At 40.9% G+C, this 15,693-nt stretch carries 13 protein-coding genes; 1 reads left to right on the top strand and 12 read right to left on the bottom strand.

The window, feature by feature from the left end; all coding sequences use genetic code 11:
* Nucleotides 1-18: 18 nt before the first annotated feature.
* The 11 genes from GT508_RS07710 to GT508_RS07665 form a co-directional block, all read right to left on the bottom strand.
* Complete coding sequence (locus tag GT508_RS07710) at nt 19-1,041, bottom strand: zinc-dependent alcohol dehydrogenase family protein (protein WP_161143944.1); 1,023 nt, start codon at nt 1,039-1,041, stop codon at nt 19-21.
* 83 nt (nt 1,042-1,124) lie between these two features.
* Complete coding sequence (locus GT508_RS07705) at nt 1,125-2,225, bottom strand: ROK family transcriptional regulator (RefSeq protein ID WP_161143943.1); 1,101 nt, start codon at nt 2,223-2,225, stop codon at nt 1,125-1,127.
* Nucleotides 2,226-2,343: 118 nt separating this feature from the next.
* Complete coding sequence (locus GT508_RS07700; RefSeq protein ID WP_028086394.1) at nt 2,344-3,294, bottom strand: ABC transporter permease; 951 nt, start codon at nt 3,292-3,294, stop codon at nt 2,344-2,346.
* Between the two features lie 21 nt (nt 3,295-3,315).
* Complete coding sequence (locus tag GT508_RS07695) at nt 3,316-4,818, bottom strand: sugar ABC transporter ATP-binding protein (RefSeq protein ID WP_161143942.1); 1,503 nt, start codon at nt 4,816-4,818, stop codon at nt 3,316-3,318.
* Nucleotides 4,819-4,900: 82 nt separating this feature from the next.
* A complete protein-coding gene (locus GT508_RS07690) occupies nt 4,901-5,917 on the bottom strand; it encodes a sugar ABC transporter substrate-binding protein (protein ID WP_161143941.1) in 1,017 nt (338 codons plus the stop codon).
* 80 nt (nt 5,918-5,997) lie between these two features.
* Nucleotides 5,998-6,774: an SDR family oxidoreductase gene (locus GT508_RS07685; RefSeq protein ID WP_028086391.1), complete on the bottom strand. Its 777-nt coding sequence runs from the start codon at nt 6,772-6,774 to the stop codon at nt 5,998-6,000.
* 205 nt (nt 6,775-6,979) lie between these two features.
* The gene (locus GT508_RS07680) at nt 6,980-8,146 is read right to left on the bottom strand and encodes an ROK family transcriptional regulator (protein ID WP_161143940.1); all 1,167 of its coding nucleotides are present in this window, start codon (nt 8,144-8,146) and stop codon (nt 6,980-6,982) included.
* Nucleotides 8,147-8,381: 235 nt separating this feature from the next.
* Nucleotides 8,382-8,639, bottom strand: coding sequence for a hypothetical protein (locus tag GT508_RS14655; RefSeq protein ID WP_243123412.1), 258 nt, complete (start codon nt 8,637-8,639; stop codon nt 8,382-8,384).
* On the bottom strand, nt 8,602-9,270 hold the full coding sequence (locus tag GT508_RS07675; RefSeq protein ID WP_243144094.1) for a hypothetical protein: 669 nt from the start codon (nt 9,268-9,270) through the stop codon (nt 8,602-8,604). Before GT508_RS07675 ends, GT508_RS14655 begins: the two co-directional genes overlap by 38 nt.
* Complete coding sequence (locus GT508_RS07670; protein ID WP_192934795.1) at nt 9,270-10,337, bottom strand: zinc-dependent alcohol dehydrogenase family protein; 1,068 nt, start codon at nt 10,335-10,337, stop codon at nt 9,270-9,272. Before GT508_RS07670 ends, GT508_RS07675 begins: the two co-directional genes overlap by 1 nt.
* 131 nt (nt 10,338-10,468) lie before the next feature.
* Nucleotides 10,469-11,380, bottom strand: coding sequence for an AraC family transcriptional regulator (locus GT508_RS07665; RefSeq protein WP_161143939.1), 912 nt, complete (start codon nt 11,378-11,380; stop codon nt 10,469-10,471).
* A 240-nt stretch (nt 11,381-11,620) separates the two neighbouring features.
* On the opposite strand from GT508_RS07665, the gene GT508_RS07660 reads away from it, so the two are divergent.
* Complete coding sequence (locus tag GT508_RS07660) at nt 11,621-14,911, top strand: DUF5107 domain-containing protein (protein ID WP_161143938.1); 3,291 nt, start codon at nt 11,621-11,623, stop codon at nt 14,909-14,911.
* Between the two features lie 121 nt (nt 14,912-15,032).
* Here the strand turns inward: GT508_RS07660 and GT508_RS07655 are convergent, their stop codons facing one another.
* Nucleotides 15,033-15,671, bottom strand: a complete 639-nt coding sequence (locus tag GT508_RS07655; protein ID WP_161143937.1) for an ATP-binding cassette domain-containing protein — start codon at nt 15,669-15,671, stop codon at nt 15,033-15,035.
* Nucleotides 15,672-15,693: the final 22 nt, after the last annotated feature.

Raw genomic sequence — 15,693 nt, 5'->3', positions numbered from 1 at the left:
TTTTACATTCGCAACTGCTTAATCTGCAATCTTTATCATGACCTTTCCGGCTCTTCTGTATTCAGGCTTTGTAAATACATCTGCAATATCATCCAATGGTACAATATTTGTGATCAAGTCCTCCAAACGTAATGTCTTTGACTCCAGAACCTGTATTGCTCTCTCGTACGTATAAGGATTGATAAATGATGATGTAATATGCAATTCTTTCTTAAACACATCATCCGGCTTCAGTGGGAAACTATCCTCTGGCGAAGCAAGACCAAAAAACATTACTGTCGCACCCTTACCGGCAAATTTCACTGCATCTTCCTGTGTATGTATATTTCCCACACACTCAATTACAACATTTACATTCGGTGTATATTCATCCAACACCGCCTGAACATCTTCGTTTATTGGATCGATTACTTTTGTTGCGCCTAATTTTAATGCAAGTTCACGTTTTTCTTCTACCGGTTCGGACAGGATCAGCTTTGTTGCACCTTCATTCTTTGCAAGCTGCAACATGATCATTCCAATCGGTCCTCCGCCTATAACAAGCACCGTATCACCAGATTTAATATGACAGAGATCTATTCCATGCAGGCAGCAGGAAACTGGTTCTGCCATTGCAGCCTCGATAAAACTCAGATCATCCGAAAATGTATACAACTGTTTTTCATGCATAATAACATATTCTGCAAATCCTCCATCTACAGTTGTACCTACACCAATATTATCTGTACAAAAATGCTGCATAGCATTTTTACAGAAATAACATTCCCCACACATATCATTCGGGTCACCGCTCACACGGTCCCCCACTTTAATTCTATTTACATTAGCTCCGATTTTTTTTACAACTCCCGAAAACTCATGCCCCGGAATCAACGGCGGTGTAACTTCAAAAGATCCTCCATCACCATTAAAAATGTGCACATCCGTTCCACATACTCCACAATACTTTACCTGGATCAACACTTCATTGTCTTTCAGTTCCCTTACCGGAACATCTTCTACTACCAGATTATGTTTTCCGTAATATACTGCCGCTTTCATATTGTACCTCCATAGTTTAATTTTTAACTTGCTTCTTTTAATGGCATTGTAGCACAATACCATTATTTCATCAATATTTTAACTTAAATTATCTCAAAAAACTCATCAATCATATGGATTGCTGCTCCCACTCCTGTCGGTTCTTTCTTATATTTAGAAGGAACAAGATACCTTTCTGATTTTTCCTTAAATGAATCTCTGGCATCTACCCTGGCACACAGATCTTCCATATACTTCTCTATATATGCCCCTACATAACCGCCGATTACAATTTTCGTATCATATAACATACGTATGTTGTGAATACCTATTGACAAATATTCTAAATATCTGTTCCAATGGCGCCTTGCTCCGAGATCCTTCGTTTCTAATAATTCAAAGAATTTTTCCAGATCACCATCCGCATATTCTGCAAGCACATTTGCTCTGCACACTGTGTCAAAACAACCCCTTTGGCCACAATAGCATCTGTCTCCGGCTTTCGGAATAATCGTCATGTGTCCGATTTCACCGCTTTTCCTGCGTTCTCCCTCAAATATTTTATTAGCAACAATCACAGCTCCACCTACACTGTTGCTAAGACTAAGATAGAATGCATCATCCAGGTCATTTCTGTCCCATACTTCCGCATAACCTGCTGCTGCCGAATCATGGAACAGCCGGTTATGATATGGAATATATTTCGCAATATCTGCTCTGGTCACTCCTGTGAAATTAAGCGTAAGCCCGTAAGTAACCCTTTCACCATCATCACTGATCAATCCCTGAACTGCAATCCCGACTCCGAGAAATCTGTCATCCGGAAGGCCAGTATCCTTTTTGACTTCTTCTACCGTCTCTCCAATCTTTCTCAGATAATTATCGTCATTCAAATCAAAATTCTCCCTGACCCTGATCAGACTGATAACATTACCGGATAAATCTACTGCCACACAATTAATATGATGCCTGTTTAAATACAAGCCGACTGCATATCTGGCTTTTTCTATGTAGGAATAAGCGGTCGCATTTCTCCCACCTGTATTTGATATTTTTTTTGACGTATCAATCAATCCCAACTCCGCCAGATTATTTAAATTCTGCGTGATCGTCGGAAGACTCAGCCCTAATCCGATCACAATATCCTGCTTTGATACTGCTCCCTGTTCCCTGATATATTGATATATTAACTGACTTTTCCTCAAAACTCTTCCCCTTGTCTACTAAAGTATTTAACGAAAATATTTTAGCAAAAATATTTTAGCAAAAAATCCCGGTAAAATAAACTTTTACCGGGATTTTAATATCTTTTCAGCTTTATTATTAGTTAGCCTGTCTCTTCTTCTGGATACAGTCAAAACCAACAGCAAGGACAAGTACAATACCAAGTACGATATCCTGAATCCAGGTATTGATATTCATAAGCACCATACCATTATTCAATGCCCCAATAATAAATGTACCAGCTACAACACCAGACATTCTACCGGAACCACCTGCTACAGACACACCTCCAAGGACAACGCAGGTAATAACTTTGAATTCGTAGCCAAGTCCTGCATTACCCATACCGGAATTTGTTCGTGACAAAAGTACAATACCGGCAAGTCCTGCAAAAAATCCTGATAATGCAAATACCAGATATTTAACTCTTCCTGTACGGATACCAGAAAGTCTTGCAGCTTCAATGTTACCACCTACTGCATAGAAATAACGTCCAAAATATGTCTTATTCAGAATAAATGCTCCAATGATAAAGCAGATAATCATAATAATTACCGGAATAGGTACCGGTCCAACCCATCCTGCACCAAATACAGAGAATTTTTCAGGGAATCCATTGATTGGCTGTCCATTACACATAATCAATGCAATACCGGAAAATGCTGTTTGTGTCGCAAATGTTGCGATCAGTGCCGGGATACCGATTGTCGCTACCATGAAACCATTCAAAAGACCAATCAGTGTAGATGCCAGTAACGAAATCAGTACTGCAAGATACATATTAACACCGAACTCAACCATCAGTTTTGCACATAAAATATTAACGAATGTAATAACAGATCCTGTACCAAGGTCGATGTCACCCAGCAAGATAACAAACATCATACCTACAGAAGCAATTCCCCATACAGCGACCTGACGCAGCATAATTAATAAGTTACTCATTGTAATGAATCTTGGATTTGCAATTGTAAATGCAATTACAAGAACGATAAATACTAACCAGATAGCCTGGTCTTTTAAAACTCTTGATACTTTGTTTTCTTTCATTTGTCTAACCCCTTCCTATGCCTATTTATCTCTTGCTGCGGATGCATATGTCATAATTACTTCCTGGGTGAACTCATCTTTTGAAAGTTCTCCTGTCATGTTTCCTTCTGAAAGAACCACAATTCTGTCAGACATACCCATCAACTCTTCCATCTCTGAAGAAATCATTAAAATTGTCTTTCCCTGATTCTCAACAAGATCGTTCATCAATTTATAAATCTCATATTTTGCTCCAACATCAATTCCTCGTGTTGGTTCATCAAAGATAATCAATTCCGAATCTGCTGCCATCCACCTTCCAAGGATAACCTTCTGCTGATTACCACCACTTAAATTTTTAACCAGCTGATTCAGGGAAGGAGTCTTAATTGCCATATTTTCTTTATATTTTTCTGCAATTTCCTGTTCTTGCTTATTGTTTATAACGCTGAGTTTGGAATTGCGCTCATAGATTGGCATATTAATATTATTCTTAATAGAAATACCCAACATAGCACCATGACGTTTTCTGTCTTCCGGCACCAGAGCAATTCCAAGATTAATCGCTTCTCTCGGGCTCTTCGGATCTATCTCCTTACCATTAAAAATCATTTTTCCTGATTTTTTTCTGACTGCCCCGAATATCATCTCGGCAAGTTCTGTTCTTCCGGCTCCGACCAGTCCACCAAGTCCAAGAATCTCGCCTTTATGAATCTTTAAGCTGATATCCGTATCTCCGTTACCTGTTACATTTTGTAATTCAAGAACAACTTCGTCTTTCTTAACACAATCTTTTCTAGGTGGATAACTTTGTGTAAGTTCACGTCCTACCATCAATTTAATCAATTCCTGGACTTCACTGTCCTTTGTGATCAATGTCTTTACATATTCTCCGTCACGCATAACCAGAATACGGTCTGACAGACGATATATTTCTTCCAATCTATGAGATATGTAAATAATAGAAACCCCTTCTTTACGAAGTCTTTCTACTACTTCAAACATACTCTCAACTTCTGCACTTGTCAAAGGCGCAGAAGGTTCATCCATAATCAGTATTTTTGCATTCTGCTGAACTGCTTTTGCTATTTCAACCATCTGCTGATATCCAACCGTCAGGTTCTTCATCAGTGCCTTCGGGTCAATCTTAATATGAAGAGCTTCAAATGCTTTTGCCGCCTCTTCTTCCATTGCTTTTTTATCAATGACTATTCCTTTACGGATAGGTCTTCCCAGGAATAAGTTTTCTGCTGCTGACAGTTCCTTCACATTGTTAAATTCCTGATAAATAATTGCAATACCATTTTCCGATGCCAACTGTGGTGTCATGCTAGAAAACTCTTTGCCATTTACTATAATCTTTCCAGAAGTTGGAATAACCGCTCCAGAGCAACACTTAATCAATGTAGATTTTCCAGCTCCATTTTCTCCAATCAGAGCCAGAATCTCGCCTGGCTTTAATTCCAACGTAACGTCCTTCAACGCTACAACACCCGGGTATTCTTTTCTTATATGCTGTAACTGTAATACATATTCTTCGCTCATGTTCATCCCCCGTGATTCTACTAATTAACAGAGGCGGCGTAATGCCGCCTCCTTTTTAATCTGTTTCAGTTTTATGACTGTTTTACATTCCTTTTAAGATCTCATCAATGTTATCTGTTGTGATAGGTTTGATTGTTCTGTAAACGTTGTGATCATCACCCTCAAATTTCTCACCGCTTAAGATTCTTTCATACATTTTCATACAAGCTTTTGCTGTATCTTCGTTAGATCCTTCAAATCCAACGATAGATCTTACTGCTTCATTTCCAGCTTTCAGGGAATTCAGCTGCTGCTCTGTAACGTCTGTTGTAATAACACCTACGTTCTCTGGAATTTTTCCTTTTCCGTATTTCTGAAGAAGAGCTTCATTCGAACCGATCATAGCACCAGCTCCGACTCCAACGAATACATTAGCATCTGGATGTGCAGAAAGTACAGACTCTACGTTGCTCTGTGCTTCCGGTGCTTCCAGACCATCAACTTCTGCGATCACTTCATAATTGTCTTTGCAATTTTCTTTCAGACCTTCTTTGATACCATCAGCTCTTTCTTTCAGAACCTTTGTTGAAGGATATCCGATAACTGTAACCTGTGCTTTATCATCTGCTGTAAATTTATCGTTGATAAATTCAGCTGCTGTTTTACCAATCTCTTTACCAAGCTCTGTATTGTCCAGTACCCAGTTAGCCGTTGTGTTTTCCATCGGGTCATCCCAGCACATTACTTTAATATCAGCATCAAGAGCTTCTTTACAGATGTTCTCTACCGCTTTTGCATCAGAAGGGTGAACCATGATCAGGTCACATCCCGATGTAATGAAGTTCTCGATCTGGCTAACCTGTGTAGCAGAGTTGTCTTCACAGTCGATCAATGTGTAATCCCAGCCTTTGTCCTTTAACTGTTCTTCGAGTTTTCCCATAACTCCTGCCCAGTACGCATTGCTTAATGACTGAATTGTAATTCCGACTTTGTACTTTTTGTCTTTGGAATCTCCGCTTTCTGACTTGCTGTCTGATCCTCCGTCTTTGCTTCCGCATCCAACTGCCATAGCTGCTACCATCGTTACGCACAGTAAGATACTTACGATTTTCTTTTTCATAGATTGTCCTCCTTGAAATTAATAATTTTATTCGTATAGCCGTTGCTATTAGCTATCTTAGAACGATATAACCGGTCAATTTAGAAGCATGTAAATGCTCCATCTACGATGATATCTGATCCGGTTGTAAATGTACTTGTGTCTCCTGCAAGATATACCAGAATTGACTGTAATTCTTCCGGTTTTCCAAGGCGTCCCATAGGAGCCATTGCATTCCACTGCCCAATCAGTGGTTTCAGATCATCTCTTGACATGATCAGATCTGTTCCAATGTATCCCGGGCTTATGCAGTTGACTCTGACACCTTTCTTTGCCCATTCTACAGCAAGTGATTTTGTCAGAAGACTTACTCCTGCTTTTGACGCATTGTATCCACACTGTGGCTGCGGAACATTTACAATATGTCCTGACATAGAAGCTGTATTAATGATGGAACCATAACCCTGTTTTAACATTACTCTTCCTGCTGCTGTTGCACAAAGGAAAACGCCTGTCAGATTGATATCAATTACTTTCTGCCACTGAGCAAGTGTCATCTCCTCAGCTGGTGCATTTACTGCGATTCCGGCATTGTTATAACATGCATCAAGTTTTCCATATGTATCAACCACTTTAGCTACCATTGCTTCAACCTGATCCTGCTTTGTAACATCACATTCAATTGCGATTGTCTTAGAACCTGTCTTTTCTGCAATCTCATCTGCTACTTTCTGAGCCCCTTCAAGATTAATATCTACGATTGCTACATCTGCCCCTGCTTCTGCAAATGCCATGGCTGCACATTTTCCGATTCCGCTCGCAGCCCCTGTTACGTAAATTGCTTTCCCGTCAAGTCTCATGTTCTCAATAATTCCCATGTTGCCCTCCTCCCGGTTGTTAGCCGTGTCTGTTGGTTTTGATTCCGCATAACTCTTTTGTAAATCACTTTTACAAAATCGCTTTGCATATCTTTGTTGGTATTATTATAATACTTGTTCTTTTATTTGTGCAATATGCAATATTAACTAAATTTTGTATGTGTATTTTGTATAGTTTTAATAATATTATTTATTTAACATTTGTCTATATTGTCTGTATATAGTTTTCTATTAATTTAATCGCAGCTCCAAGTGCAGATGCCTCCGCCCTGTAATCACAAGCTCTTACATAATTTCCATCATGACCAAACAAGTTCTTTTCCGCCACCATCTGACGTAATCTTGGTACATATGGTCCAATCAGATTACCTACATATCCACCCAGGACCACTTCACAATCAAAGCACATCCTGAGATTATCCACTGCTATTGCTAAATTATCCAGATATTCATCCCATATCTTTTCATACTCTGCATTTCCCTCTTCAAGCTTTTCAAAAAATATCTCCAATTTTCCTTCTGTAAGATCTGCAAGCCGGAGTGCCGAACAATACGCATCCAAACATCCTTTTTTTCCACAATAGCAGGTTCTTCCGCCCGGATGGATTACCATATGCCCAAATTCCGCACTCCGCCAGTTATCTCCCCGATACATATCAACAGCCTCAAGTTCATTTCCTGCCGTCATGATTACATTGCTGTTTTCAAACAGCACCGCACCACCAACAGTATTACTCAGCATAAGATATACCATATTACCACAATTCACATGCTCAGCACTTTCTGCAATCGCTGCACAATTCGCATCATTAAGAAGAACTGCCGGGTATTTAAAATGTTCTTTCCATTCACTGCAGGATACATTATAAATATCCAGTGCGTTGGAATATGTAATAAGCTGTTCTTTCTTATCTATAATACAAGGCATCGATATTCCGATTCCCAATATCTTATCTTCCGGTATTGCATTTTCTTCTATAAATCGTCTGGTAAATACAGCAAGTGCATCCAGATATTCATTCGTATATTCAAAACTCTTTCTGATCCTTACATGTTTTAATGCCTTTTCTGACAAGTCTGTATACGTAATACTTATATGGTTTGCCGTCAGATCAATTCCGACTGCGTATTTTATATCTTTTACCGCAGCAATTGCTTTTGCCTTTCTTCCTCCCGTTGATTTTAACTCCCCGGCTTCCTTTAGCACACCTTCTTCTTTCAGTTCATTCACAATTGTAAGAACCGTCGGTCCACTGATATCTAATGCAGCAGAAATCTCCGGCATACTCGTCTCTGCCTGTCCGTTCACATATCTGAATACACGGTTTCTATTCTGTCTTTTCACTTCTACGCTGTTCGTGCTTCTTTTCATAATTTCTGCCCTCTACTTTATTAAGTATTTTATTTAAGTGTTTTCGTAACATCTATATTATATCATGTTACAAAAAAGAATACAAATATTTTTCACAATTTTTTTCATTTACTTTGCGCATTTTTGTACCATTTGTATATACAGTTTTAAAATTATAATTATCTACTACAAAAAACAGATGACACAGTTTCTGTGAGCATAACCTCTTTCTTTTCTGTATCACCTGTTTGTATTTTTATTCATTCTTTATATATAAGATATCCGCCACCGAACAACTTCCATATTCTGTCTCTATCACAGTGCATGGCCATGCTTTCGTTCTGGTAAATATCTCGACACCATTATCCGCAAGGAATGTAGTGTCCTCGCACTTTGTCCCTGCAATTGTTGGATTCCATGCATATGCCTGATTCTTCTTAATTACACCTTTCGTCTCTGGTGTTACTGTAAATTCCCTACAGCCATATCCGGTCGGTCCGCCCTGATGGTGCATCTTCCATTCCTTCGAACATCCTTCTTTTGCATATAATTCCTGTGCTTTCCGAAAATACGCTTGATAACTCATACCGTCTTTCATCACTTCCCACCAATACACAGTCCGGACTGATTCCCCTTGCGATGCATCCTGTTCTGATCTTATCTGCAATTTCTTGCTCTGTCTGTCCAGGTCTTGCATTCATGGCTACACCTTCTACGATTCCGGCGCATTCCTGCCCGATCTTCCGGTAACGCTTCAGTTCTTTTTCACTTAACTGCATACGGACATCGATAAGCTCTGACTGTACATTATCCGTACCCGCAATTCCAGTATCGGATGCAAATGTCCGGTCTCCTATATAATCTTTCAGATGTGCTTCAAAAGATTCATACCATGGGATCAGCATTCCTTTTGCTCTCAGCGCATTCTGCTCCGTTTCCATACGTGGACAGTCACTGCTGTCTGCTGCTACTGTAACCGATCCGTCTTTTTCGATGAGCAGATGTGCCACTCCGACTTCTGTGTTCGTCACTACAGCATTTGCATTTTCTTCTGTGATCCATTTGAAATTATCCCGTCTTCCTAAGATCACTCCGTCATATTCCGAAGTCTGAAGCCAGGATAATAATTTATCTAGATTCTTCATTAATCTTCTATCTCCATATTAACACATACTTTACCTGTTTTTCCGGTTGCAAATACGCGGTATGCTTCTTCCGTCCGGCTAAGCGGATATCTGTGTGTAATGATCTGGCTTGGATGGATCTTCTTGCGGTCCAGAAATTCGACCAGACGCTCCATATTACCTACGGATGTTACCCATGATCCATGTAATGTCAGGTTCTTATGTAACAGAAGCGGACTTGGCTCGAATGTTACGGTTCCCTGCTCGCCAAGGAATACCACATTGCCCCACATTCTTGCAGCTTCCAGACATCTGTGACGGCCGATGCTGCTTCCGGAACAGTCCACTGCTACTTCTACACCTTTTCCGTCTGTATACTCCATTACTTTCTGTACAACGTCATCATCACCTAAGAGTACCTGATCTGCCCCGATCTTCTTTGCCATCTCCAGACGTTCTTCTGAGATATCTACACCGATCGTCTCTGCACCCATGGCTTTCGCAAGGATCAGTGCCGCCTGTCCGACAGGTCCCAGCCCCATAACCAGTACGCGGTCTCTTCCGGATACATTAGCCCTTAATAATCCCTGGTAAGCAGTTCCGAATCCACATGCGATCATGGCTCCGTCTTCATATGTCAGGAAATCCGGCAGATGAATACAGGTAGATACATCTGCTACCATATATTCCGCAAGTGCACCGTCTCTCTGCCATCCGTAAGCACGTCTCTCCGGATTCTGGCAGTTAATGAAGAAGCCTTTCTTACACTCGTCACAGTATCCGCATCCCTGAATGTGATATACAACCACACGGTCTCCTTCTTTAAAGTCCAACACGTCTTCTCCAACCTGTACAACCTGTCCGCTCGGCTCATGACCTGCAATCACATCGTCATATCTTGCTCCACCTGTCTTATCTGTATGTTCATAATAAATATATTTCAGATCACTTCCGCAAAGACTGGCTGCCTTCATCTTCAGAAGTACCTGTCCCGGTCCGGGTACCGGCACCGGCTGCTCTACCTTCTGTACTTTTGCTCCTCCCGTAAGTTTCATACCGATCATCTTTTTTGGAATTTCGTATTTCATGTTGTATCCCTCCTGAATATTTTTATGATTTTTCTGCTATTAATCTTTCTGGTGTATTCTTTTTGTCATCCTCATCTTACCCCTTTTTCACATTCCATAACATAAACAATCTGACGAATTAATGGACTATATTACTGCTTCTGGATATAGTCACCGTTCCGATATTCTTTTGGTGATACTCCCATTACTTTCTTGAATATTCTGGAAAAATAATAGGGATCATCATATCCCAGTTTTTGACTAATCTCCACAATATACAGATCTGTAGACTTTAAAAGCTTACACGCCTCCTGCATCTTCAGGTTGATAAAAAAATCAATCGGCGCCCTGCCGGTATATTTCTTAAATGATGCATTGATATAGCTTTTCGAAAGTTCCAGTTCCTCTTCCAGATCCTCTAATTTCAGATTCCGATCCAGATGACGGTACATATAACGTACGATTGTTGTAATATGCCGGTTCTGCCGGCTTGCCTCATCTGCTTTTTCGCGAAAATATATCTCGGACAGGATCAGTGACAACACCTGGGAAATGTAGATAAAGTTTCCAAGTGTATAGTTGCGCTCCAATACACGGAACAACACACCAAATAATGTTATGATCCTATTCTCCGCATGTATGGAATTCATCTGAATGATCTGGTATTCTTCCAATGGATAATAGCCTGTATTTTCGCCCTTGAAGTGTACCCAGAAGATACTCCACGGATTCTTCTCACTGGCATAATATTTATGCTTCTGGTTTCTTGGTATACAGAACACTTCCTGAGGGTGAAGATGATACTTTTTATTTCCGATATGGATATAGCCTTCCCCTTCTGTACAATATAAGAGGATATATTCTTCTGTTCCTTCCTCCCGTTCCCGGTAATGATGATACGCCTTCGGGAAGAATCCGATATCTGTCAGGTACATCGCTTTTACCAGCGGATGTTTCAGGTATTCTTTGAATGATTCTGTTGGAATTATGAAATATTGTTCATCTTTGAATCCGTCTCTTTTCTGGCTTTCCTGTATGTATGCTTCATCCTTTTCTCTTTCCATCTTCGTTTGTCCCCTTGCCTTTTATGAATTTCTTATTACTCTTTTCATGGTTCTTTTTCATTATATTCAGCATAGCAATTTTGTGGAATATTGTCCATCTTTTTATGAAATATGATATTCTGCCAATACTATTTTCATGCTATCGTAAAAGCATACACAAAAGCATTGCTATAAATATTCGCAGCTTTGAGATGGGAAAATCATCATCACATATTTATTATTTTCAAAGGAGAATCTATTATGAGTAATAACGTACACGTATGGGAAGAAAATGTAACCATCCCGACCTATAAAGTCTATCCACCGGAAAAGGGGCCTCTCTTTATCGAGAACCGTGCCTATCAGGGAAGTTCCGGCAAGGTCTACCCGCTTCCGGTAACCGAAAAAATCTCTGATAAAAAAGAAGATGTAAGCTACCACGCTATCTATTTGGAGAATGATTATCTGAAGGTTATGGTTCTTCCGGAACTCGGCGGACGTATCCAGAGAGCTTATGATAAGACAAACGGTTATGACTTTGTCTACTATAACCATGTGATCAAACCGGCACTCGTTGGCTTAACCGGTCCTTGGATCTCAGGCGGTATCGAATTCAACTGGCCACAGCATCACAGGCCAAGTACTTACAGTCCGGTGGATTATTACTATAAGGAACGAGAGGACGGCTCTGCTACCGTATATGTCAGTGAGATTGACAAGATGTACGGTACAAAGGGTATGGGGGCATTCACTCTCTATCCTGACAAGGCTTATATCGAGATCAAGGGACAGCTTTTTAACAACACCGATATTCCTCAGACCTTCCTCTGGTGGGCAAATCCGGCTGTTCCGGTCAATGACAATACTTACTCTGTATTCCCGCCGGATGTATATGCAGTTATGGACCATGGAAAACGTGCCGTATCTACATTCCCGATCGCAACCGGAGAATATTACAAATACGACTACTCTGCAGGCGTTGACATTTCCATGTATAAGAATATCAAGGTGCCGACTTCTTACATGGCTGCGCATTCTGACTTTGATTTTATAGGTAACTACGATGAAGGAAGAAAAGCCGGACTGCTGCACGTTGCCGACCATCACATCTCTCCTGGCAAGAAGCAGTGGACATGGGGCAACGCGGACTTTGGCCGTACATGGGACCGCAACCTTACTGATGAGGATGGACCATATATCGAACTGATGACTGGAGTATTCGCAGACAATCAGCCGGATTTCACATGGTTAAAGCCTTACGAAGAAAAGACATTTACCCAGTATTTTATGCCATATAAAAATGTTGGACGTGTGAAGAATGCTACGAAGGATGCCATGGTGAACTTTACAATTGAAGATTCTACAGCTACACTGCTTTTGTATACTTCCGGTTCTTATAACGGACTCACCTTATCTGTAGAAAAAGAGGGTAATGTACTTTACAGCAAGACCATTGACATTTCTCCTCTGCAGGCATTTGAAGATACTTTTACGACTGATACCAGTTCCACCGCAGGCTGCACAGTAAAAGTGACTGCTACAGATGGACATACACTTGTTACTTATACCGGACTGGAAGAAAAACTGGAGCCAATCCCGGATCCTGCTGTTCCTCTCGGCACACCGGCTGAATTGAAATCTACAGAAGAATTATTCTTAGGTGCACAGCATCTGGAGCAGTACCGTCATGCAACATATGAACCTGCTGATTACTACGAAGAAGGACTCCGCCGTGATCCAAGTGACATCCGTCTGAATAACGGATACGGTATGCTGCTTATGAAGCGCGGTGATTTCGCTGCTGCAAAGAAACATTTTGAAGCGGCCATTGAAAAACAGACCTGGAAGAATCCAAATCCATATAACGGGGAATGCTACTTTAACTTAGGTCTTGCAGAATATTTCTTGGGAAATGAATCTGCTGCCTATGATGCATTCTATAAATCTACATGGAGCCAAGAGACGCAGAGCGCCGGATTCTACTGGCTTGCACTGCTTGCATGCAAAAAACACGAATATGAACAGGCGCTTACATTTGCAGAGCAGTCCATGATCCGCAACTGGCATAACATGAAGGTACGTGCATTAAAAGCTTCTATCCTTCGAAAGCTTGGACGTTGCAACAAAGATTTTCTCACTGAAAGTCTTGCAATCGATCCGTTGTCACTTGACTGCCTGTATGAAAAATCCGTTTCAGAAGATGATCTGAGCGGATGGATCAGCACAATGCGTACCTCTGCACATAACTATCTGGAAGTTGCTTTGGACTATATCAAAGCCGGACTTTATGAAGATGTGGTACGTATCTTGGATGCAACACCGGACAAGTCGCCTATGACCTGGTACTATATGGGTTATGCTTATGAAAAAGATGGTAAAAATGAAGCTGCACTGGATGCTTACCAGAAAGCAGAACATACCAATCCGGATTACTGCTTCCCGAACAAGATAGAAGAGATTCTTATCTTAAATGTTGCTATATCTGCACTTAAAAAAGTACCATATGCACATTATTATCTTGGATGCCTGCTGTATGATAAGAAGCAGTATGACAAAGCTGTAAATGAGTGGAAAGAAAGCATTTCCGAAAATCCGAAGTATGCTATGGCTTATCGTAATCTTGCAATTGCTTATTATAATAAATGCAAAGAACCTGCCAAAGCTCTGGATTATATGAAGCAAGCATTTGAACTGGATTCTTCTTATCCAAGATTTCTTCTCGAATACGACCAGCTGGCTGCTAAGAATAATGTTGCACTGGAAGACCGTCTGGCTCTGCTTGAGAAATATCCGGAGTTAGTCGAAGACAGAGACGTGCTGTATCTTGAATATATCACGCTTCTGAACGAGACCGATCAGTACGACAAGGCTCTGGATGCTTTGAAGGGACATACGTTCCATCCATGGGAAGGTGGAGAAGGAAAAGTCAGTGGCCAGTACCGCTATGCGCTGACTCACAAGGCTCTTGGGCTTATGAAAGAGAAGAATTATGAGGAAGCAATTAAGCTTCTTACAGATACATTTACCTATCCGGATAACTTAGGCGAAGGAAAACTTCCGAATGTTCTGGATAATATTGCGGAATATTATATCGGATGCTGCTATGCGGCCCTGAATGCGACCGAAGAAGCTGCCAGATGGTGGGAGAAAGCTTCTGTAGGACTGGATGAGCCATCGGCTGCTCTTTACTATAATGACCAGCCGTCTGATACGATCTTCTATCAGGGTCTTGCGAATGCTGCTCTTGGAAGAACAGAAAAGGCTGCTAAGTGTTATCATCAGCTGAAAGCGTTTGGTGAGAAGCATATCTTTGATGAAGTGTCTTATGATTACTTTGCGGTATCGCTTCCAGAGCTTGAGGTATTCCCTAGTGATATTAAGCTTCGTAATACGATTGATTGTAAGTATCTGATGGCGCTTAGTGCGATCGGACTTGGGGATTATGAGAAGGCCCGTGATGGACTTGATGAGGTGCTTGCGCTTCAGGGGAATCATCAGGGGGCGATAGAGCATGTGAGGTATCTTGAAAAAATTGGCTGTTTAGTACATTAATTTGGGTTGGATTCCCAGTCACGACATGAGAAAGCGCTGGTATCCTATCTGCTGCTAGATGTCATGATGCAGCAGAGACAGGATACCAGCGCTTTCTCATGGATCGAGAGGCCACGATGAACTAGTGTATTAAACACCCACCATCCATCTCCCATACTACATCCGCCAACACACATATATCCTCACTATTATGACTGGTCAGCAGGATTGTCTTTCCTTCTTTTTTCAGATCCATAATCAGGCTCCGGATTTCTTCTACTCCTTTTTTATCCAGTCCATTGAATGGCTCATCGAGTATCAGAAGGTCTGGATTTTCCATGATTGCCTGTGCGATTCCAAGGCGTTGTTTCATACCTAAGGAATATTTGGCTACTGCTTTTTTTGAATCTGGATCCAGGCCTACTCTTGAAATTGTGTTCCTGATCTCTGTATCAGTTATTTTTCCTTGAATCTCCGCCAGCAATTTCAGGTTGCGGAAACCAGACATATTTGGCAGAAATCCTGGTCTTTCTATGATCATTCCCATGGATTCCGGGAAATCTACATCTTTTCCGATTACTTTGTCGTCTATGGTAATTGTTCCTTCGGTTGGTTTTATAAATCCACAGATACATTTGAACAGGACGCTTTTTCCTGATCCGTTATTACCTACTATGGCATGTGTCTTCCCTGCTTCGAAATCACAGGTGATTCCTTTTAGCACTTCTTCCTCACGGAATGTTTTATGAAGATTTCCCACACGAATCTTTATTTTCTTCATTTTTATCCACCTCTTTTCCCAG

The organism is Dorea sp. BIOML-A1, assembly GCF_009875615.1.
Lineage (GTDB): Bacteria > Bacillota > Clostridia > Lachnospirales > Lachnospiraceae > Dorea_A > Dorea_A amylophila.
This window is presented reverse-complemented; position numbering and strand designations above follow the sequence as displayed.